Raw genomic sequence first — 19536 nt, 5'->3', positions numbered from 1 at the left:
GGCACGATATTTTCCCGAGACGGAAGGTCGCACCGGCCCGATATTTGCAGGCGTTCGCAACCCGTTAACCAAACCAGCCCTTCAATGACGGTCGAGATTGGTTCGTTCGTCAGGAGGGCGCATTGGCGCTCAGCCATCGACTAGAGCTCCGGCAAGGCCAGGGCCTCGTCATCACCCCCCAGCTGCAGCAAGCGATCAAGCTTCTGCAGTTGTCGAACATCGAGCTCGACGCCTTCGTCGAGGCCGAGCTCGAACGCAATCCGCTGTTGCTGCGCGATGAAGGCGAGCCCGAGCCGGCTTCGGATGGCGAGACCGAGCGCGATCCCAGCCTGACCCAGGTCGATATCGTGGCGGACACGGCTGCTGGCCGTGAAATGGACGCTCCCACCGAAGACGTTTCACCCGGCGAGCGCGCCACCGGCGATGGCGCCGAGGCCGAGCATGCTGGCGGACAGATCGACTGGTCGCGCGCCGGCTCGGGTGGCTCCTTCGATGGCGAAGAGGGATACGAGAGCGCTCTAGTCGACGTTCCGACCCTCTCGGCCCACTTGCGGACGCAGCTCGTGCAAGCGGCGCTGTCGCCCGCTCGCAACGCCATCGCCGAGATCCTGATCGATGCGGTCGACGAGGGCGGCTATCTGCGCCTCGACGTGGTCGAACTCGCCGCGCGCCTGGGCTGCGAGCTGGAGATGGTCGAGGCGGTCCTGACGGTTCTCCAGGGCTTCGAGCCCGTCGGGGTCTTCGCGCGCGACGTCCGTGAATGTCTGGCGCTGCAGCTCAAGGACCTGAATCGCTACGACCCGGCCATGGCCGCCATGCTCGATCATCTCGAGTTGCTGGCCAAGCGCGACATGGCCGGCCTGCGCCGCGTGTGCGGTGTCGACGACGAGGACCTGCGCGACATGATCGCCGAGGTTCGCGCGCTGAATCCTCGCCCCGGCGCCGCCTATCACAGCGAGCCGGCCGAGACCCTCGTGCCCGACGTCATGGTCCGCGAGGGCCTGGGCGGCATGTGGCATGTCGAGCTGAACACCGACACCCTGCCCCGCGTGCTGGTCGATCAGCGCTATCACGCCCGCGTCGCCAAGGGCGCGCGCAGCGACCAGGAAAAGACCTTCGTCGCCGACTGCATGGCCTCGGCCAACTGGCTGGTGAAGAGCCTGGATCAGCGGGCCAAGACCATCCTGAAGGTCTCCAGCGAGATCGTTCGCCAGCAGGACGGTTTCCTGGCCTATGGCGTCGAGCATCTGCGCCCGCTGAACCTGAAAACGGTCGCCGACGCGATCGGCATGCACGAAAGCACGGTCAGCCGGGTCACTTCGAACAAATATATCGCCACGCCGCGCGGCGTGTTCGAGCTGAAGTTTTTCTTCACCGCCGCCATCCAGTCGTCGGAAGGGGGCGAGGCCCACTCCGCCGCCAGCGTTCGTCACAAGATCAAGGGCCTGGTCGACGCCGAGAAAACCGAGGCCGACGTCCATTCGGACGATCGAATCGTCGAGATCCTCAAGGCGGCGGGCGTCGACATCGCGCGTCGCACCGTCGCCAAGTATCGGGAAGCCATGCGCATCCCCTCGTCCGTCGAGCGCCGGCGACTGATGAAGGAAATGGCCTGAGCGCCCTATATGAAGTGGGAACACCGCTCGCGTTCCTGGGACGGGTGGCCTAATCGGCTCCCGCGCGTTCCCGTGCGGGCTTGGCGAGGAACCGATGAGCGAGAAGAGTCTGGCGGAGGTGATCGAGGGGTTTGGCGAGGACGCAAGTCCGACCCTGACCGTCGGCGAGATGCTGGACGCCTTCGACAGTCGAGCGTTCGGGGCCATGCTGCTCGTCTTCGGCCTGTTGAACACCCTGCCGCTGCCGCCAGGATCATCGACGATCCTGTCCCTGCCCATCCTGCTCCTGGCCCCACAGATCGCCTTGGGGGCCGATCATCCCTGGTTGCCCAGGAAGCTCACCGAAAAGCCGCTGAAGCGCGACGACATGCGTGGCCTCTTCCGTCGCCTCGCGCCGATCGTGCGGAGCATGGAGTTGATCACCCGGCCCAGGCTGCGGCCAATGTTCGCACCGATCGGCGAGCGAGCTATCGGCGTGGTCTGCACCTTGCTCGCCCTGGTGCTGGTTCTTCCGATTCCCCTGGGCAACCTGGCGCCGGGCGCGACGGTGGCGATTCTGGCTCTGGCCCTGCTGCAACGGGACGGAATCCTGGCTCTGGGGGGCTATCTGATGGCTCTGTTCAGCGGGGGGCTTTTGTTCGTTAGCGCCCACGTTGTGATCATGGCCGCGCGGAAGCTCATGGCCGTGTTTCTGGGCCTGATCTGACGGCTCCTTAAGGACCTTCTCGACCGCTTGACACCTGTTCGAGACAGGCGCGTTGTATCGATATGCAAGTCCAAGTTTCCGGCAAGCATGTCGACGTTGGCGAGGCTCTGCGAGCGCGAGTCTCCGACGAAATCGCCCTAAGCATCGGCAAATACTTCGACCGCGGCGGCGCCGCCGAGGTCGTGGTCAGCAAGGAGGGTTACGCCTTCCGTGTCGATTGTTCGGTCAAGCTGGCCTCTGGTCAGCAATTGATCAGCCACGGGTCGGGAGGCGACGCCCACGCTGCCTTCGACGCGGCCCTGGCCAAGATCGACACGCGGATTCGACGATACAAGCGACGCCTCAAGAGCCATTCCGCGGCGGCGACGGCCAAGCAGGTCGAGAACGCGGCCATGTTCGTCCTCAGGGCGCCCGACGCCGAGGGCGGCGAGGATCATGATTGGGATGTGGATGTCGACCACCCGACGGGCGCGCCCGCGGCGATGGTCATCGCGGAAACCCAAGCCGCTTTGAAGACAATGACCGTTTCCATGGCTGTCATGGAACTGGACTTGACCGGCTACCCAGCAATCGTGTTTAGGAACGCCGCCCACGGCGGATTGTCCGTGGTCTATAGGCGTCCAGACGGGAATATCGGCTGGATCGATCCCGAACGCACGAAGTCGCTGAACGGGCACGGGTCAACCGCGAGCTAACCGGACCGTGCCACGGCCGGTGGCGCCGTCGGCGGATTCGCGGCGACGGCGCCAAGGCGGTCGACAACGAGCGAGCGTTAGAAGTCCATGACCATTGGCGACCTTTTGGATCCGGGGGCGGTGGCGTTGCGCGCCGGCGCGCCCGGCAAGCGCCAAGCGCTCTCGCTGGTCGCGGATGTGGCGTCGCGGGTCTTGGGCGTCGATCCCGACACGACGCTAGACGGCCTTCTCGAGCGGGAAGCCGCTGGATCGACCGGCGTCGGCGACGGCGTCGCCATTCCCCACGCTCGCATTGAAGGCGTGGATCGCGTGCGCGCGGTCGTCGTCCGTCTGGACACGCCGGTGATCTTCGACGCTCTGGACGACAAGCCGGTCGATTTGATGGTGGCGCTATTCGCGCCCCTGGACGCCAGCGCACAGCATCTCCGCGCGCTGGCCCGCGTGGCGCGGGTTCTGCGTCAACCGGAAATCCGCTCCGCCTTGCGCCAGGCCAAGTCTGCGGACGCGATCCATGTGTTGCTGACCCACGAAGCCGCCAGCACGGCGGCTTGACCTCACTCCGTCTAGTGAACCGAGACCGGAGCGAGTTCGTGCGCCAGAGCGGCCGCGATCGCGGTGTCCCGGTCGATCATGACAGCCAGTCGCGCGCCATCGGCGCGGCAAACGGCGTAGAGCGTCTGATCCGGCGATAGGTTGAAATCCTCCACGCCGTCAGGCGCATCGGCAAGGAGTTCAGCGGCCTTGATCGGCCGCACATAGACAAGGTCAGGGGCGCCGAGGGCCGCGAAAGCTTCGCTCGTGAAGAGCGGGGCGTGATGGGTGTTGGGCGTCATGATGACCACCTCCTTCGATTAGGGAACGCGCCTTCCACCGGCCGGTTCAGCCCGCGCCGGTAGGAGCTCGTTCCGCGCGGCCCTTTGGCCCGCGCTGGGATTGCCTTGGGAGCGCCTCAGCCGGCGCCGCGGATTGGGATGCGCTTGACCAGACGCTCGGGCTCGGGGCGCGCGAGGTCGATATGCAGGAGGCCATGCTCCAGGGTCGCGGCCTGGACTTCCATGCCCTCGGCGAGCACGAAGGTGCGCACGAAACCTCGGGCGGCGATTCCGCGATGCAGGAAGGCCCGCTCGGCCTCGCCGCGGCCATCGGCGTCTCGCTTGCCCGCCACGATCAACTGGCCGCCCTCGACGGTCACCTGAAGCTGCTCGGGCGAGAACCCGGCCACGGCCAGAGTGATCCTCACGCCGCCGTTCTCGGCCTGCTCGACATTGTAGGGCGGATAGCTCTCGGACGCGGCCTTGGCGGCGCGTTCGATCAGGTCTCTGGTGTGCTCGAAGCCCAGCAGGAAAGGGCTGTCGAACAGGATCGTCCGGGTCATCGCGAAGTCCTCGCTCAAGCGACTTCGTTCGCGGCGACAAACCCGAGGATCGGCGCTTCTCCCCACGACACGCCGCTAGACATGGCGAGCACCGACGGAGGGTTCAAGGGGGCAAGAAGTCGAGCGGGACCCGCTTTGCTTAAGCCGAGAATTTTGGGGCTGGAAATGGACAAGGCCCGGACGTTTCCGTCCGGGCCTTGATGGTGGAGCTAAGCGGAGTCGAACCGCTGACCTCTTGAATGCCATTCAAGCGCTCTACCAGCTGAGCTATAGCCCCAAGTTTTCGGAGAACACCTGACGGTAACTCTCGGAAATCCTTAGTCTCTTCGGCGTTTCGACCGAGGTCGCTCCCCGAAGAGGCGCGGAACCTAGTCCGGGATTTTCCGGGGATCAACCCTTCCCGCGAACTTTTTTCGAGAAAAATGTCGCGGGCCCGAAAACGCCTGTGGAAAGCCAGTCGCGACGAACCCGCGACCGGCTTTCCGCTGGATCAGTCGTCGTCGCCTTCGCCGGGGAGACCTTCGATCTCCTCGTCGAGAATGTCGTCGTCGTCCTCGTCCTCCAGGAACGGCACGTCGTCGGCCTCGTCCTCGGCGAGATCGTCGTCCTCGGCGAAGTCGACGCCCAGGTCGGCGTCGCCGGCGGGCGCGGCGCCGGGTTCGGCGTCCTCGTCGTCGGTCTCGACGACGTCGGCCTCGGCCGCCTCGTCGATTTCCGGGGTCTCGTCGACCTCATCCTCGAAGCCGTCCTCCTCCTTCGGGGCGACGGGCTCCTTTTCCTCGTCGGACTCGTAGTCCGGCGTGATGGCGCGGGCGCGGACGCGGCGCGACTTCAGAGCCTCTTCCGGATCGAACTGTTCGCCGCACTTAGGGCAAACGGCTGGACGGCGGTTGAGATCATAGAACTTCGACTGGCAGTTGGGGCAGATTTGTTTTGCGCCCAGGTCGGGATTGGCCAAGGTGGCGACCCTTTGATCCGGATGGGAAAAGCGGCGGGTCACTTGCCATGACGAGAGGCCGCTGTCAAAAGCAATCCCCTTCGCGAAAACCACCAAATACTAAGGAGCCGGTTTCGGCATGTCGTCGGCTGGATTGAAGAGCGCCCCCGGAAGCGCTCTGCGAGGGATCGTGCGCGCTCCGGGAGACAAGTCCATTTCCCACCGTTCGATGATCCTGGGCGCGCTCGCGACCGGGACCACGACGGTGGAAGGGCTGCTCGAGGGCGACGACGTCCTCGCCACCGCGCGGGCCATGCGGGCCTTTGGCGCGCGGGTCGAGCAGGAGGGGGTCGGCCGCTGGCGCATCGAGGGCCAGGGCGGCTTCTCCGAGCCCTCGGACGTGATCGACTGCGGCAACGCCGGCACGGGCGTTCGTCTGATCATGGGCGCGGCGGCGGGTTTCCCGATGTGCGCCACCTTCACTGGCGACAGCTCGCTGCGCGGCCGCCCGATGGGCCGGGTTCTGGATCCGCTGGCCCGCATGGGCGCGACGTGGCTCGGCCGCGACAAGGGGCGTCTGCCGCTGACGCTGAAAGGCGGGAACCTTCGCGGCCTCAACTACACCCTGCCGATGGCGTCGGCCCAGGTGAAGTCGGCCGTTCTGCTGGCCGGTCTGCACGCCGAAGGCGGCGTCGAGGTCATCGAGCCCGAAGCCACCCGTGATCACACCGAGCGCATGCTGCGCGCCTTCGGGGCCGAAGTGATCGTCGAGGACCGTATCGTCGGCGACAAGACCATCCGCCACATCCGTCTGCCCGAGGGCCAGAAGCTGACGGGAACCCACGTCGCCGTGCCGGGGGATCCCTCGTCGGCCGCCTTCCCGCTGGTGGCCGGCCTGATCGTTCCGGGCTCGGAAGTGACGGTCGAGGGCGTGATGCTCAACGAGCTTCGCGCCGGCCTCTTCACGACGCTGCAGGAGATGGGCGCGGACCTCGTGATCTCGAACCGCAGGATGTCGAGCGGCGAGGAGGTTGGCGACATCACGGCCCGCTACTCCAAGCTCAAGGGCATTGTCGTGCCCCCCGAACGCGCGCCGTCGATGATCGACGAGTATCCGATCCTGGCCATCGCGGCCGCCTTCGCCGAGGGCGACACCGTCATGCGCGGCGTCGGCGAGATGCGCGTCAAGGAAAGCGACCGCATCGCCCTGACCGCCGCCGGCCTCGAAGCCTGCGGCGTCGATGTCGAGGAGGAGTCCGAGGGCTTCATCGTGCACGGCACGGGCCAGCCGCCGCGCGGCGGCGCGACGGTCGAGACCCACGGCGACCACCGGATCGCCATGAGCCACCTGATCCTGGGCATGGCCGCCCAGGCGCCGGTCGCCGTCGACGAGCCGGGCATGATCGCCACCAGCTTCCCGGGCTTCGCCGATCTGATGCGCGGCCTTGGCGCGACCCTGGCGGAAGCCTGAGCCATGGGTTTCGTGATCGCCGTCGATGGGCCGGCCGCGTCCGGCAAGGGGACGATCGCCGGGCGCCTGGCGGCGCTCTACGACTATCCGCTGCTGGACACTGGCTTGCTGTACCGCGCGGTGGGGCTTGGCGTTCTGGCTGGATCGGGAGATCTGGACGATCCGATCGCGGCCGAAGCCGTGGCTCGGGCCCTAGATCTCTCGGACCTGGATCGCGCCGAGGTGCGCGCCCGGGCGGCCGGCGAGGCCGCTAGCCGCGTGGCCGTGCATCCCGGCGTCCGCGCCGCCCTGTTCGACCTTCAGCGCGACTTCACCAGGCGCGAGCCTGGCTCCGTGCTGGATGGTCGCGACATCGGCACGGTCATCGCGCCCCACGCGCCGGCCAAGCTCTATGTCACCGCCCGTCCGGAGGTCCGCGCCGAGCGCCGCTGGAAGCAGCTGGCGGGCCAGGGCGAAGCCGTGGATTTCGAGGACATCCTGGCCGACATCCACAAGCGCGACGCCCGCGACGGCGGGCGCAAGGACGCCCCGATGACGCAGGCGCCCGACGCCGTCTTGCTCGATACGTCGGAAATGACTATAGAGCAGGCCTTCGATGCGGCCCGCCGTATCGTCGAGGACGCGCGCGCCCATCACCGGCTCTAGCCGGAGGGCAAATCCACCGCCGTTCTCGCCGCGATCAAGACCATCGCGGGCCGTCTTATCAAACCCACTTCATCCGGAATCCCGAGAACCGTCTCGCGACGGGGCTCGTTTCAGGGGTTCCCCCAACCTAGAGACCAAAGATCAGCATGGCTGACGATATGAGCTTCAACCCGACGCGCGACGATTTCGAAGCGCTCCTCAACGACTCGATGGGCGGCCGTGACTTCGCCGAAGGCACCGTCGTCAAAGGCAAGGTCGTCGGGATCGAAAAGGACTTCGCCATCATCGACGTCGGTCTGAAGACCGAGGGCCGCGTTCAGCTGAAGGAATTCGGCGTCGACGAAAACGGCAAGGCCACCATCAAGACCGGCGACACCGTCGAAGTCTTCCTGGAACGCCTCGAAAACGCGATGGGCGAAGCGGTCATCAGCCGCGAAAAGGCCAAGCGCGAAGAAGCCTGGACCCGTCTGGAAGGCGTCTACGCCCGCAACGAGCCCGTCATGGGCGCCATCGTCGGCCGCGTGAAGGGTGGCTTCACCGTCGACCTGGGCGGTGCTTCGGCCTTCCTGCCGGGCTCGCAAGTCGACATCCGTCCGGTCCGCGACGTCGGTCCGCTGATGGGCAAGGAACAGCCCTTCGCCATCCTGAAGATGGACCGTCCGCGCGGCAACATCGTCGTCTCGCGTCGCGCCATCCTGGAAGAAGCCCGCGCCGAGCAGCGCACCGAACTGGTGTCGCAGCTGCAAGAGGGTGAAATCCGCGAAGGCGTCGTCAAGAATATCACCGACTACGGCGCGTTCGTCGACCTGGGCGGCATCGACGGCCTGCTGCACGTCACCGACATGAGCTGGAAGCGCGTCAACCACCCGAGCCAAGTGCTCGCCGTGGGCGACACCGTGAAGGTCCAGATCGTCAAGATCAACCCGGACACCCAGCGCATCAGCCTCGGCATGAAGCAGCTGCAGTCGGATCCGTGGGATGGCGTTGAAGCCAAGTACCCGGTCGGCGCCAAGTTCACGGGCCGCATCACCAACATCACCGACTACGGCGCCTTCGTGGAGCTGGAAGCCGGCGTTGAAGGCCTGGTGCACGTCTCGGAAATGTCCTGGACCAAGAAGAACGTCCACCCCGGCAAGATCGTCTCGACCTCGCAGGAAGTCGACGTGGTGGTGCTGGACGTCGATCCGTCCAAGCGTCGCGTCTCGCTGGGCCTGAAGCAGGCTCTGGCCAACCCGTGGGAAGCTTTCCTGGAAGCTCACCCGGTCGGCTCGACCGTCGAAGGCGAAGTCAAGAACGCGACCGAATTTGGTCTGTTCGTCGGCCTCGACAACGACATCGACGGCATGGTGCACCTGTCGGACATCGACTGGAGCGTCCCGGGCGAAGAAGCCATGGCCCGCTACAAGAAGGGCGACATGGTCAAGGCGAAGGTTCTCGACGTCGACGTCGAGAAGGAACGCATCTCGCTGGGCATCAAGCAGCTGGCCGGCGACCCGATGTCGGGCGACACCTACCGCAAGGGCCAGACCGTGACCGTCACCGTCACGGAAGTGACCTCGGGCGGTATCGAAGTCCGCTTCGGTGAAGACGACGCTCCGATGTCGGCCTTCATCCGCAAGTCGGACCTGTCGCGCGACCGTCAAGAGCAACGTCCGGAGCGCTTCGCCGTCGGCGATCGCATCGACGCTCAGATCACCAACCTGGACAAGGCCGCGCGCCGCGTCTCGCTGTCGATCAAGTCGCTGGAAATGGCCGAAGAGAAGGAAGCGATCGAGCAGTTCGGCTCGTCGGACTCCGGCGCTTCGCTGGGCGACATCCTGGGCGCCGCCCTGCGCGAGCGCGCCAGCAAGGAATAGGCTTCCGCTCCATCGGAGTTGAAGTCGACGGCGGCCGGAGCGATCCGGCCGCCGTTTTCTTTGGCTGAAACCCAGATATGGCGAGGCGCAAGCCGCGGCCCGCTCGCTAAGCCATTAACCGAACCTCGTTCGGGAATCGTACGCAACCCCTTGAAGACTCAGCCATCGTTGGGCAAAGGTCCGATCGCGCCTTGTTAGTCCTAGGGCGTTCGGGGATATCGATGATCAAGTCTGAACTCATCGCCAGGCTCGCGAATGAAAATCCGCACCTGACGCAGAAGGATGTCGAGCGCGTCGTTAGCGTGATCCTGGAACGCATGATCGGCGCTCTCGAGGACGGTGGCCGCGTGGAGCTTCGCGGCTTTGGCGCCCTGTCGGTGCGCTCCCGTCCGGCTCGCACTGGCCGCAATCCGCGCACCGGGGAAGCGGTTGATGTGCGGGCCAAGCACGTGCCCTTCTTCAAGAGCGGCAAGGAGCTTCGCGCTCGCCTCAACGCCGATGGCGATGAATAAGGCTCGCGATCTGTTGGGCTTGACCTGACGTCGCGAACGCGGCCAGCCTCCCGCTCAGTCCTGAACAGGCGAGGAGACCGTCATGAGCGTCGTCAAGGAGTTCCGCGAGTTCATCGCCCGCGGCAACGTCATCGACCTGGCCGTCGGCGTGATCATCGGCGCGGCGTTCAACGGCATCGTCAAGAGTTTGGTCGATCAGGTGGTCATGCCACCGATAGGGCTGCTGACCGGCGGCCTGGACTTTTCAAAGCTGGAATGGGTGCTGCGGGCGGAAGATCCCGCGACGGAGGCCGTCGAGAAGGTGGCGATCCAGTACGGCGCCTTCATCAACACCGTGATCCAGTTCCTGATCGTCGCGGCGGTCGTCTTCCTGCTGGTCAAGCTGGTGAACGGCATCCGACGCAAGGACGCCGAAACCCCCGCGCCATCCGCGCCCCCGGCACCGACGCCCGAGGAAAAGCTCCTGACGGAGATCCGCGACCTGCTCGCCAAGTCGAAGTAGGCCGTCGATCCGGCCGGAGCGCCCCTTTGGTCGGGACGCTCCGGGGTCTTTCTTCACTTGCCCAAGGTCGGGCTGTCGAGATCGAGCTTGGCAGCCGGGATCACCGTGGCGTTGGGCGCGACCCGCGTCAGGTCCTCGCCCATGGCCTTGGCGTCGCCCGCCACGATCACGCTCATCTGGCTCGGATCCAGTTGGGCCTTGGCGAAGGCCTGGACCTGGTCCGGCGTCACCGCCTCGACCTTGTTGGCGTAGGCCTGAATTTCAGTCAGGGGCACGCCATAGACGGCCAGATTGCCCAGGATGTTGGCCAACCCTTCCGAGGTGCCGAGATCGCGGCCGAAGCTTCCGACCAGCACCGACTTGCGCGCCGTCAGTTCGCTGGCGGCGGCCGGTTCGGAAGCCAGGCGGGTCAGTTCGGCGCGGGTCAAGGAGACGACCTCGCCAGCGGACGGGTTCTTCGTCTGCACCCGAGCGGAGAAGCCACCAAAGCGTCCCTGCGGCGTCAGGCTGGAGCCAGCGCCGTACGAGAGGCCGCGCTTGATGCGGATCTCCTGGTTCAGGCGCGACGAGAAGCCGACGCCCAGGACCGTGTTGGCCACGATGCCCTGATAGTAGTTCGGGTCGGTGCGCGTTATGGCCGGCTTGGCCAGGACCACCGCCGCCTGGCCCGTGCCGGGTAGGTCGATGATCACGTTGCGCGGCCGGTAGCCGGTCGGCGCCGCGGGCGCCGCGGGCGCCGGGGAGGCGGGCTTCTTCCAGCCGCCGAAGGCCTTCTCCGCCAAGGCGAAGCCGGCCTCCGGCGTCAGGTTGCCCGTCAGGACCAGCACCGCGTTGTCCGGACGCCAATAGGCCGCGTGGGTCTTGGCCAGGTCGGTCCGCTTGATCTTCGGCAGGGAGCCTGGCGTGCCCCCGGCGACATGGCCGTAGGCGGAACCGGTGTAGAGCACCGGCGCCGTGGCGAAGCCAGCCAGGCTTCCCGGCCGCTGATAAGCGACCGACAGGCCGTCGAGGGTCTCCGCGCGGACCCGATCGAGCTCCGCCGCGGCGAAGGCGGGGTTCTCGGCCACGTCGGCCATGATGGCCATGGCGGGCGCGGCGTTGTTCTGGGTCACGCTCAGGGTCAGGGAGGCGGCCTCCCAGCCCGAACCGGCCTCGAGGTTGGCGCCCAGGGCCTCGGTCTCGCGCGCGACCTGAGTGGCCGAGCGGGTGGCCGTGCCTTCGGTCAGCAACTCGGCGGTCAGGCTGGAGACGCCCGCCAGGCCCTTGGGGTCGGAACTCGCGCCGCCGCGCACGGTCAGGTCGGCGGTGATCAGCGGAAGGTCGCTGGATTTGGCGACGATGACCCGCAGGCCATTGGCCAGGGTCTTCTCCGCCGGCGTGGGCAGGGTCGCCGGAACGGGGGCGGCGATCGGCGGCGGCGGCTGGCGCTCGCCCTCCGGCGCGAGCGTGGTGACCGGGCCGTCGTACTTCACCGAGGCCACCTTCGGGATCGGCGGCGTGGCGTCCTTCTCGCCCGCCGGACGGTCTTTCTCGGGCAGGTAGCGGATCACCGTGCGCTTGTCGTCGGCGAGGTACTTGCGCGCCACCCGCTGGACGTCGGTGACGGTGACCGCCTGCAGAGCGGCGAGGTTGGCGTTGGCCCGGGCGGCGTCACCCTCGGTCATCAGGGCGTAGCCGATGGCGAAGCCGCGGCCGTCGATCTCCTCGCGGCGACGCACGGCGTCGGCCAGCAAGCCGGCCTTGGCTTCCGACAGTTCGGCCGGCGTGACGAGGCCGTCGCGAAGGCGCGCGACCTGGGCGCGGAGGGCGGTCTCGCCCTGCTGGACCGTCTTGCCGCCCGCCATGATGGCGCCGACGTAGAACAGGCCCGGCTGGGCGTTGTTCGGCGCGCTGGAGAACACCGACTGGGCGATCTTCTGCTCATAGACGAGGCTGTCGTAGAGGCGCGAGGATTTGCCGGCCGACAGGATGGCGTCCAGCACGGTCAGGGCGGGGGCGTCCTTGTCCGCTGCGGCGGGCGCGAGCCAGGTGATCGCGAGAGCTGGCAGCGGCACGTTCGGCCCATAGGTGCTCACCGTTTTGGGGCCCGAGCGCGCCGGCTCGATGACGTTCACCTTGGGAATGTCGCCGGCCGGCTTGGCGAGACCACCGAAATACTGGTCGATCATCGCGTCCAGCTTGGCCTGATCGAAATTGCCCACGACGATCAGGGCGGCGTTGTCGGGGCGATAATAGGTCTGGTGGAAGGCGCGGACGTCATCGACCGTCGCGGCGTCCAGCTCTTCGATCGAGCCGATGCCTGGACGCTGGTAGGGGTGAGTGGTGAACGACTGCTGCGGGATCGAAAGCGCGAAGAAGCGGCCATAAGGGTCGGCCAGGACTCGCTGACGCAGTTCTTCCTTCACGACGTCGCGCTCGGAGGCGAACACGCTCTCGTCGATCACGAGCGACTTCAGGCGGTCGGATTCCGCCCACAGCAGTCGCTCCAGGTGATTGGCCGGCGCGACCTCGTAGTAGTTGGTGAAATCGTCCCAGGTGGAGGCGTTGTTGAAGCCTCCGACGTCCTCGGTCAGGCGGTCCAGCGTCTCGCTGGGCATGTTTCGCGTGGCCTTGAACATCAGGTGCTCGAAGAGGTGCGCGAAGCCCGAGCGGCCGCGCGGATCGTCCTTGGAGCCCACGCCGTACCAGACTTGCACGGAGACATTCGGAGTCGTGGCGTCGCGCGAGGTGAAGACCTTCATCCCATTCGGCAGGACGCGTTGCTGGTAGACGATCGGCGGCGCCTTAATCGCGCCGGCGCTGGCGACCGAGGGTGTGACGGCGGCGGCCTTTGGCTTCGCGGCCGCCTTTGTCGCCGCCACGGCCATGGGCGACAGGGCCGTGGTCGAAAGGGCGGCGGCGACGAAGGCCAACTGGGCGGTGCGGATCATGCGGGAGGATCTCCAGAACAATTGGGTTCGACCCTATCACCGTGGATTTCGAGATAAACCTTACCGAGCTGTCATCCGATGGGAACCCAAGCGCCAAATGTTCGTTAAGACCGGTTGCCTCGCCTACCGCTTTCCGTGGGTCGTCGAGCGTCGGGGGTGAGCTTGTCTGAAAATATGCTTCGGGATCGCCTGCGCGCGGCCACTTCCAAGGATCACGCGGCGCTCGACGCGATCGTTTCGGCCTTGGACTTCGAAACCGCCTTTGGCTACGCCGGCTTTCTATGGGCCTCCGCCGCGGCGCTGATCCCCCTGGAGCTGGCTCTGGAACGCGCTGGGGTCGAGGGCTGGTTGGAAGATTGGCCGCTAAGAAGCAGACGCGCCGCTCTCGCGCTCGATCTGGCCGATCTGGGCGTTTCGGCCCCCGTTTCGAAGCCCCAGCCGACACCAACCCGCGCGTTCGGCGCGGGCCTTCTCTACGTGTTGGAAGGCTCTCGCCTGGGCGCCCGGGTCCTGGCGAAACGCGTGCGCGGCGCCCAGGCGGACCTGCCGATCGCCTATCTCACACATGGCGGCGAGGCTCATCCCTGGCGGTCGTTCCTGACGTGGCTGGAAGCGGAGCCGAAAGTCGGCTTGCGGACAGACGAGGCCGTAGCGGGTGCGCGATATGGGTTTCAGTGTTTCTCGGCCGCTTTCGAGGCCGTCGCCTCGCCTGGAGTCCTGAATGTCCGAGCCGGCGCCCATGCCCGGATTTGAGGTCGATCTGACCAATTGCGATCGCGAGCCGATCCACATTCTGGGCGCGGTTCAGCCGTTCGGCTTTCTGCTCGCCGTCGACACCGACTGGGTGATCGTCCACGCCTCGACCACGACGTTGCGGTTCCTGGGCGCCGCGGCCGAAACCTTGATCGGCAAACCGTTGACCCAGGTGATGAGCGGCCACGCCATTCACGCCATCCGGGGCCGTCTGCAAATCATGCGCGGGGCCGACGCGGTCGAGCGCATGTTCGGCGCGCCCTTGGTCGATGGAGGCGAGGACTTCGACCTGGCGCTGCACTATTCCGGGCGCATGCTGATCATCGAGGGCGAGCCCACCCAGGCCGACGCCTTGATCGAGGCGGCCTCGGCGGTGCGGTCGATGACCATGCGGATCGCCGCGCGGCCCAGCTTCGAGGAGTTCTGCCACGAGGCGGCGCGACAGGTCAGGGCGCTGACGGAATTCGATCGCGTCATGGTCTATCGCTTCAGCCACGATGGCGCGGGCGAGGTGATCGCCGAGTCCGTGCGGCCCGGCATAGGATCGTTCCTAGGGCAGCGCTATCCGGCGTCGGACATCCCGGTCCAAGCGCGCGCCTTGTACGAGCGTAATTGGCTGCGGATCATCGCCGACATCGACGCGCGGGTCTCGCCGATCGTGCCGCGAGCCAGCGCCACCGGCGAGCCGGTCGATCTGTCCATGAGCATGCTGCGGGCGGTCTCTCCGATCCATATCGAGTATCTGCGCAACATGGGCGTGGCCGCGTCCCTATCCATCTCCATCCTGCGCGACGGGAAGCTCTGGGGTCTGTTCGCTTGCCATCATTACGCGCCAAAGCACATCAGCTATGAGCGCCGAACGGCCGCGGAACTGTTCGGACAGCTGTTCTCGCTGACGCTGGAAAGCCGCGAACGCGAGATGGAGACACGTCGTCACGCCGAGGCCCGAGCGCTGCATGATCGGATGATGGCGACGGTGGTCGGCGCTCCCCAGGGCGCGGACACGCTCAGCCCGTATCTCGATGACCTGTGCCGGCTGGTGCAGTGCGACGGCCTGGCGCTGTGGCTGGAAGGTCGGCTGACGTTGCGGGACTCCACGCCCGACGCCAGCAATGTCCATGCCCTGATCCGGCTGCTGCGCGAGAAGGACACCCATACCGTCTTCGCCACCAACGAGATCGCTTCGCTATCGCCGTCGGCCGCGTCCTGGGCCGCCAAGGCGGCGGGGATGATGGCGGTCCCGTTGTCCCGCGCGCCTCGCGACTATCTCATCTTCTTCCGCAAGGAGGAGGCCCAGACCGTTGTGTGGGCCGGTAAGCCCGCGAAGCTGGCCCAGGTCGGCCCGCTGGGCGAGCGTCTGACGCCGCGGAAAAGCTTCGAGGCTTGGGAAGAGACCGTGCGCGGGCAAAGCCGCCCCTGGACGCAGGTCGAGCGCTTCCTGGCCGAGAGCATGCGCGTCAGCCTTCTGGAGATCGTCTTTAGGCTGACGGACCTCGCCGGCGAGGAGCGCCAACGCGCCAACCAGCGGCAGGAACTGCTGATCGCCGAGCTGAACCACCGGGTCCGCAACATCCTGGGTCTGATCCGAGGCCTGATCAGCCAAAGCCGCGCGGGCGTGTCGACGGTGGAGCAGTTCGCCGAGGTGGTGGGCGGGCGCGTCCAGGCCCTTGCGCGGGCGCACGACCAGATCACGCGGCATCAATGGGGACCCGGCGCGCTGAGCGACCTGATCACCGCGGAGGCGGAAGCCTACCTCAGCGACAAGGCTGACCGCGTGCGCCTGACCGGCGCGCCCACGGCCTTGGCGCCGGACGCGTTCTCGCTTCTGTCGCTGGTCATCCATGAACTGATGACGAACTCGGCCAAGTACGGCGCCCTGTGCGATCAGCGCGGCTATGTGACGGTCGACTGGCGCCGCGACGCGAAGGGTGACCTGATCATCGAATGGCGCGAGCTGGATGGACCGCTCGTGAAGCCGCCTACTCGCCGGGGATTCGGCTCCACGATCATCGAGCATTCCATTCCGCATGACCTGGATGGCGAGGTGGCCCTGGCCTATCACCCCGAGGGCTTTCAGGCGCGGATCCGGATTCCCGCCCGCTATGTGACCACCGAAGGCGTCGAGGTGACGGCGGCCAAGGCCAAGCGCGCCGAGACGCCCGTCCGCGCGCCGGAGCGGATGCTCGTGCTGGAAGACAACATGATCATCGCTCTCGACCTCGAGGACATGCTGACGCGTCTGGGGGTCAAGCAGGTGACGGTCGTCTCCAGCGTTGGGCAGGCGCTGGAAGTCCTCGCCGAAGACCTGCCGCCTTTCGCGATCCTCGACGTCAATCTGGGGGCCGAGACGAGCTTTCCAGTGGCCGAGGCGTTGCAAGAGGCGGGCGTGCCGTTCGCGTTCGGCACGGGCTTTGGCGACAGCGCCGCCTTTCCCGACCGCTTCCGTGACATGCCGGTTCTGCAGAAGCCCTACAGCGCCGAAAGCGTGGCGGCTCTGTTCTAGGGTTCCTCGGTCAGGAACCGGGCGCGCTGGCTTTCCGTCGCCACCACGCACCGCTCGCGACGCCCGAACAGGCGGTAGCGGTTTCGAGCGATCCCGTCATAGACGCGGTCCGTCAGCCCGCGCGGCAATCGGTCGATGATCGCCAGCCAGCGCCAGGGGGCGCGCGCGCGTCGCAGGATCGCGGCGACCGCCGCCGTCTTGGTGAGCGCTCGACCCTGGTCGAGGAAGACGAGGCTTTCGGGCGAGGCGGGGTCAACGCCGTAAAGCGTGGCGAGTTTCTGGCCATAGGGCGTCTGAAGGGGCGTGAAATGGATCGCGCCGTCGCGGTCGATCGCCATGACCGCCCGCACGGCGCCGTCGCAGAGATTGCACACGCCGTCGAACAGCATCAGGCCGTCGGGCTCTCGAACTGGACCGGGCGTCATGGGCGCTCGCATTCCCGTCGCAGCGCCCTCAGCGCGGCGGGCGCGTCGCGGCGCATCATTCGGCCGACGAGATCAAGGGGCAGGCCAAACGGCGGGCTGGCCCAGAAATCGTAGACCACTCGGGTGCGCCGCCCGCCATCGATGGGCGTCAGCCGCCAGGCTCCGTCGCAGGCGCGGATGTCGCCCCGAATACAGGTGAAGCGGATCAGCCGGTCTTGCTCCAGCGTCACGCGGGAGGTGGAGCGAACGGGCGGCAGGAAGAAGCTGAACCGCACCACGTGCTCCCGGATCTCGCCTTCGGCGCTGGACGACAACACCTTGCACCGGCGGACCCCCGGCATGATCCGGGCGGCGCGATCGCAGTCGAGCAAGGCGCGATAGACCACTTCGGGCGGAGCGGCGATTTCGGTATGGGCGCGAACGACGCCGTGGCCTTGCTCGTCTTGCCGCATCGACACGGCGACATCGCTCTCCTGCTCGTCGCCATCCGCGCCCAGGGCCGATGTGGCCAGGACGACGGAAAGACTCAGAGCGAGAACGATCGAGCGCATCACGCCGAAGCTAACGCTTCGGCGTGATTTTCGTCAGGCCTCACGCCCCGGCGCGGTTCTGGACGAGGTCGTCCACCACCGACGGATCGGCCAGGGTCGAGGTGTCACCCAGGCTTTCCAGCTCGTTCTCGGCGATCTTGCGCAGGATGCGGCGCATGATCTTGCCCGAGCGGGTCTTGGGCAGGCCAGGCGCCCATTGGATGACATCGGGCGTGGCGATAGGGCCGATTTCGCGACGCACCCAGTCGGTCAGCTCCTTGCGCAGCGCTTCGCTAGGGGTGACGCCGGCGTTCAGGGTCACGTAGCAATAGATGCCCTGGCCCTTGATTTGGTGGGGGTAGCCGACGACCGCCGCCTCGGCGACGCGCGGGTGGGCGACCAGGGCGCTCTCGACCTCGGCGGTGCCCAGGCGGTGGCCGGAGACGTTCAGCACGTCGTCCACCCGGCCGGTGATCCAGTAGTATCCGTCCGCGTCGCGACGGCAGCCGTCGCCCGTGAAGTACTTGCCGGGATAGGTCGAGAAGTAGGTCTCGAAGAAGCGGCGGTGGTCGCCATAGACCGTGCGCATCTGGCCCGGCCAGCTATCGGTAATGACGAGGTTGCCCTCGGTCGCGCCTTCGAGCACACCGCCCTCGGCGTCGACCAGCTCCGGCTCCACGCCGGGCATGGGACCGCAGGCCGAGCCCGGCTTCAGCGCGTCGGCGCCCGGCAGCGGCGTCATCAGGGTCCCGCCCGTTTCGGTCTGCCACCAGGTATCGACGATCGGGCAGCGGCTCTCGCCGACCACGCGGTGGTACCAGAGCCAAGCCTCGGGATTGATCGGCTCGCCCACGCTGCCCAACAGGCGCAGAGAGGCGCGCGAGGTGCGTTCCACCGGCGCCTCGCCTTCGCGCATCAAGGCGCGCAGGGCTGTCGGAGCGGTGTAGAAGATCTCGACCTTGTGCTTGTCGATCACCTGCCAGAAGCGGCTGTTGCAGGGATAGTTCGGCACGCCCTCGAACATCAGGCTGGTGGCGCCGTTCGCGAGCGGACCATAGACGATGTAGGTGTGGCCGGTGACCCAGCCCACGTCGGCCGTGCACCAATAGATCTCGCCGGGGCGGTAGTCGAACACCACCTCGTGGGTCCAGCTGGCCCAGACCAGATAGCCGCCCGTGGTGTGCAGCACGCCCTTGGGTTTTCCCGTCGAGCCCGAGGTGTAGAGGATGAACAGCGGATCCTCGGCGTTCATCGGCTCGGGGGCGCAATGGATCGAGGCCTTGGCAGCGGCGTGTTCGTAGATGACGTCGCGGCCGGCGGTCAGGGGCACGCTGGCGCCCGTGCGGGTGACGACCACGACCTTCTCAACGCCCGGGCAGTGCGCCAGCGCGGTGTCGACATTGGTCTTGAGAGGAATGCGTTTGCCGCCGCGCACGCCCTCGTCGGCCGTGATCACCAGCTTGGAGTCGCAGTCGTTGATGCGGCCGGCGAGGCTGTCGGGCGAGAAGCCGGCGAACACCACCGAATGGACCGCGCCGATCCGCGCGCAGGCCAGCATGGCGAAAGCGGCCTCGGGGATCATCGGCAGATAGATGGTCACCCGGTCGCCCTTGGTGACGCCCTGGGCCTTGAACACGTTGGCCATACGGCAAACCTGTTCGTGCAGTTCGGCATAGGTGATCTTGCGCGAGGCGGCGGGATCGTCGCCTTCCCAGATCAGCGCCACGTCGTTGGCGCGATGGCGCAGGTGGCGGTCGATGCAGTTGGCCGAGACGTTGAGGACGCCGTCCTCGTACCAGCGGATCCGGAAGTCCTCCTCGTGAAAGGAGACGTCCTTGATCTTGGTTGGGGGCGTGATCCAGTCGAGGCGCCCGGCGAGGTCCTTCCAGTAGCCGTGCGGGTCTTCCTTCGCGCGTCGCCGCGCGACCGCCAAGGCGTCGGCGTTCAGGTGGGCGCGCTCGCCCCAGGCCTTCGGAACCGGAAACAGCATGCCGTCGCTCACCCGCTTACTCCCTTATCATTATTGCCGCCGGAATAGGCGAAGCCAAGCGCCGGGCGCAAGAAGACCATTGAGGTTTCT

The 19536-nt window shown here is 66.8% G+C and carries 18 protein-coding genes and 1 tRNA gene; 11 read left to right on the top strand and 8 right to left on the bottom strand.

The window, feature by feature from the left end:
• Positions 1 to 122 precede the first annotated feature (122 nt).
• The 4 genes from rpoN (at position 123) to ptsN (ending at position 3569) form a co-directional block, all read left to right on the top strand.
• On the top strand, positions 123 to 1616 hold the full coding sequence (rpoN, locus tag J2728_RS06225; RefSeq protein ID WP_309997515.1) for an RNA polymerase factor sigma-54: 1494 nt from the start codon (positions 123 to 125) through the stop codon (positions 1614 to 1616).
• Between the two features lie 94 nt (positions 1617 to 1710).
• Positions 1711 to 2322 carry an exopolysaccharide biosynthesis protein gene (locus tag J2728_RS06220; RefSeq protein ID WP_309997514.1) on the top strand — a complete coding sequence of 204 codons (612 nt, stop codon included), beginning with the start codon at positions 1711 to 1713 and terminating at the stop codon, positions 2320 to 2322.
• A 62-nt stretch (positions 2323 to 2384) separates the two neighbouring features.
• Positions 2385 to 3017, top strand: coding sequence for a ribosome hibernation-promoting factor, HPF/YfiA family (hpf, locus tag J2728_RS06215; RefSeq protein WP_309997513.1), 633 nt, complete (start codon positions 2385 to 2387; stop codon positions 3015 to 3017).
• A gap of 87 nt (positions 3018 to 3104) precedes the next feature.
• Complete coding sequence (gene ptsN / locus J2728_RS06210) at positions 3105 to 3569, top strand: PTS IIA-like nitrogen regulatory protein PtsN (RefSeq protein WP_309997511.1); 465 nt, start codon at positions 3105 to 3107, stop codon at positions 3567 to 3569.
• Positions 3570 to 3580: 11 nt separating this feature from the next.
• Here the strand turns inward: ptsN and J2728_RS06205 are convergent, their stop codons facing one another.
• The 4 genes from J2728_RS06205 to J2728_RS06190 form a co-directional block, all read right to left on the bottom strand.
• The gene (locus J2728_RS06205; protein ID WP_309997509.1) at positions 3581 to 3850 is read right to left on the bottom strand and encodes a DUF1150 family protein; all 270 of its coding nucleotides are present in this window, start codon (positions 3848 to 3850) and stop codon (positions 3581 to 3583) included.
• A gap of 116 nt (positions 3851 to 3966) precedes the next feature.
• Entirely contained in the window at positions 3967 to 4392 is a 426-nt protein-coding gene (locus J2728_RS06200) for an Hsp20 family protein (protein ID WP_309997507.1), read from the bottom strand.
• Positions 4393 to 4593: 201 nt separating this feature from the next.
• Positions 4594 to 4669 (bottom strand) — tRNA-Ala (locus J2728_RS06195).
• A gap of 213 nt (positions 4670 to 4882) precedes the next feature.
• Positions 4883 to 5350 (bottom strand): TIGR02300 family protein, encoded by a 468-nt coding sequence (locus tag J2728_RS06190; protein WP_013081130.1) that lies wholly within the window; start codon positions 5348 to 5350, stop codon positions 4883 to 4885.
• A 118-nt stretch (positions 5351 to 5468) separates the two neighbouring features.
• Here J2728_RS06190 and aroA point away from each other — a divergent pair, with 118 nt between their 5' ends.
• The 5 genes from aroA (at position 5469) to mscL (ending at position 10315) form a co-directional block, all read left to right on the top strand.
• Positions 5469 to 6800 carry a 3-phosphoshikimate 1-carboxyvinyltransferase gene (gene aroA / locus J2728_RS06185; protein WP_309997506.1) on the top strand — a complete coding sequence of 444 codons (1332 nt, stop codon included), beginning with the start codon at positions 5469 to 5471 and terminating at the stop codon, positions 6798 to 6800.
• A gap of 3 nt (positions 6801 to 6803) precedes the next feature.
• Positions 6804 to 7445, top strand: coding sequence for a (d)CMP kinase (gene cmk / locus J2728_RS06180; RefSeq protein WP_309997504.1), 642 nt, complete (start codon positions 6804 to 6806; stop codon positions 7443 to 7445).
• 146 nt (positions 7446 to 7591) lie between these two features.
• The gene (gene rpsA / locus J2728_RS06175) at positions 7592 to 9301 is read left to right on the top strand and encodes a 30S ribosomal protein S1 (protein ID WP_309997502.1); all 1710 of its coding nucleotides are present in this window, start codon (positions 7592 to 7594) and stop codon (positions 9299 to 9301) included.
• Between the two features lie 221 nt (positions 9302 to 9522).
• Positions 9523 to 9813 (top strand): integration host factor subunit beta, encoded by a 291-nt coding sequence (locus J2728_RS06170; RefSeq protein WP_304281599.1) that lies wholly within the window; start codon positions 9523 to 9525, stop codon positions 9811 to 9813.
• Between the two features lie 82 nt (positions 9814 to 9895).
• Positions 9896 to 10315, top strand: coding sequence for a large-conductance mechanosensitive channel protein MscL (gene mscL / locus J2728_RS06165; RefSeq protein WP_309997499.1), 420 nt, complete (start codon positions 9896 to 9898; stop codon positions 10313 to 10315).
• Positions 10316 to 10368: 53 nt separating this feature from the next.
• Here the strand turns inward: mscL and J2728_RS06160 are convergent, their stop codons facing one another.
• Positions 10369 to 13245, bottom strand: a complete 2877-nt coding sequence (locus J2728_RS06160) for a M16 family metallopeptidase (protein WP_309997498.1) — start codon at positions 13243 to 13245, stop codon at positions 10369 to 10371.
• 174 nt (positions 13246 to 13419) lie between these two features.
• Here J2728_RS06160 and J2728_RS06155 point away from each other — a divergent pair, with 174 nt between their 5' ends.
• Together J2728_RS06155 and J2728_RS06150 are read left to right on the top strand one after the other, a co-directional pair.
• Positions 13420 to 13998: a biliverdin-producing heme oxygenase gene (locus tag J2728_RS06155; RefSeq protein ID WP_309997496.1), complete on the top strand. Its 579-nt coding sequence runs from the start codon at positions 13420 to 13422 to the stop codon at positions 13996 to 13998.
• Complete coding sequence (locus J2728_RS06150; RefSeq protein ID WP_309997495.1) at positions 13967 to 16501, top strand: HWE histidine kinase domain-containing protein; 2535 nt, start codon at positions 13967 to 13969, stop codon at positions 16499 to 16501. The genes J2728_RS06155 and J2728_RS06150 overlap by 32 nt, the downstream gene beginning before the upstream one ends.
• Here the strand turns inward: J2728_RS06150 and J2728_RS06145 are convergent.
• From J2728_RS06145 to acs, 3 genes are read right to left on the bottom strand one after another with little or no spacing between them, the layout of a single operon-like run.
• Positions 16498 to 16926 (bottom strand): thiol-disulfide oxidoreductase DCC family protein, encoded by a 429-nt coding sequence (locus J2728_RS06145; RefSeq protein ID WP_309997493.1) that lies wholly within the window; start codon positions 16924 to 16926, stop codon positions 16498 to 16500. The two genes, J2728_RS06150 and J2728_RS06145, sit on opposite strands and share 4 nt — an antisense overlap.
• On the bottom strand, positions 16923 to 17477 hold the full coding sequence (locus J2728_RS06140) for an SRPBCC family protein (protein WP_309997491.1): 555 nt from the start codon (positions 17475 to 17477) through the stop codon (positions 16923 to 16925). Before J2728_RS06140 ends, J2728_RS06145 begins: the two co-directional genes overlap by 4 nt.
• A 40-nt stretch (positions 17478 to 17517) precedes the next feature.
• A complete protein-coding gene (gene acs / locus J2728_RS06135; protein ID WP_309997594.1) occupies positions 17518 to 19446 on the bottom strand; it encodes an acetate--CoA ligase in 1929 nt (642 codons plus the stop codon).
• Positions 19447 to 19536 lie beyond the last annotated feature (90 nt).

This window comes from Caulobacter segnis, from assembly GCF_031454995.1.
Classification (GTDB): domain Bacteria; phylum Pseudomonadota; class Alphaproteobacteria; order Caulobacterales; family Caulobacteraceae; genus Caulobacter; species Caulobacter segnis_E.
The sequence above is the reverse complement of the archived record's forward strand: the minus strand, read 5'-3'. Positions and strand labels throughout refer to the sequence as shown.

Coding starts and splice junctions, on each gene's coding strand:
- J2728_RS06220 (WP_309997514.1), top strand. CDS start 1,711: ATGAGCGAGAAGAGTCTGGCGGAGGTGATCGAGGGGTTTGGCGAGGAC.
- hpf (WP_309997513.1), top strand. CDS start 2,385: ATGCAAGTCCAAGTTTCCGGCAAGCATGTCGACGTTGGCGAGGCTCTG.
- ptsN (WP_309997511.1), top strand. CDS start 3,105: ATGACCATTGGCGACCTTTTGGATCCGGGGGCGGTGGCGTTGCGCGCC.
- J2728_RS06205 (WP_309997509.1), bottom strand. CDS start 3,850: ATGACGCCCAACACCCATCACGCCCCGCTCTTCACGAGCGAAGCTTTC.
- J2728_RS06200 (WP_309997507.1), bottom strand. CDS start 4,392: ATGACCCGGACGATCCTGTTCGACAGCCCTTTCCTGCTGGGCTTCGAG.
- aroA (WP_309997506.1), top strand. CDS start 5,469: ATGTCGTCGGCTGGATTGAAGAGCGCCCCCGGAAGCGCTCTGCGAGGG.
- cmk (WP_309997504.1), top strand. CDS start 6,804: ATGGGTTTCGTGATCGCCGTCGATGGGCCGGCCGCGTCCGGCAAGGGG.
- rpsA (WP_309997502.1), top strand. CDS start 7,592: ATGGCTGACGATATGAGCTTCAACCCGACGCGCGACGATTTCGAAGCG.
- J2728_RS06170 (WP_304281599.1), top strand. CDS start 9,523: ATGATCAAGTCTGAACTCATCGCCAGGCTCGCGAATGAAAATCCGCAC.
- mscL (WP_309997499.1), top strand. CDS start 9,896: ATGAGCGTCGTCAAGGAGTTCCGCGAGTTCATCGCCCGCGGCAACGTC.
- J2728_RS06160 (WP_309997498.1), bottom strand. CDS start 13,245: ATGATCCGCACCGCCCAGTTGGCCTTCGTCGCCGCCGCCCTTTCGACC.
- J2728_RS06155 (WP_309997496.1), top strand. CDS start 13,420: ATGCTTCGGGATCGCCTGCGCGCGGCCACTTCCAAGGATCACGCGGCG.
- J2728_RS06150 (WP_309997495.1), top strand. CDS start 13,967: ATGTCCGAGCCGGCGCCCATGCCCGGATTTGAGGTCGATCTGACCAAT.
- J2728_RS06145 (WP_309997493.1), bottom strand. CDS start 16,926: ATGACGCCCGGTCCAGTTCGAGAGCCCGACGGCCTGATGCTGTTCGAC.
- J2728_RS06140 (WP_309997491.1), bottom strand. CDS start 17,477: ATGCGCTCGATCGTTCTCGCTCTGAGTCTTTCCGTCGTCCTGGCCACA.
- acs (WP_309997594.1), bottom strand. CDS start 19,446: ATGCTGTTTCCGGTTCCGAAGGCCTGGGGCGAGCGCGCCCACCTGAAC.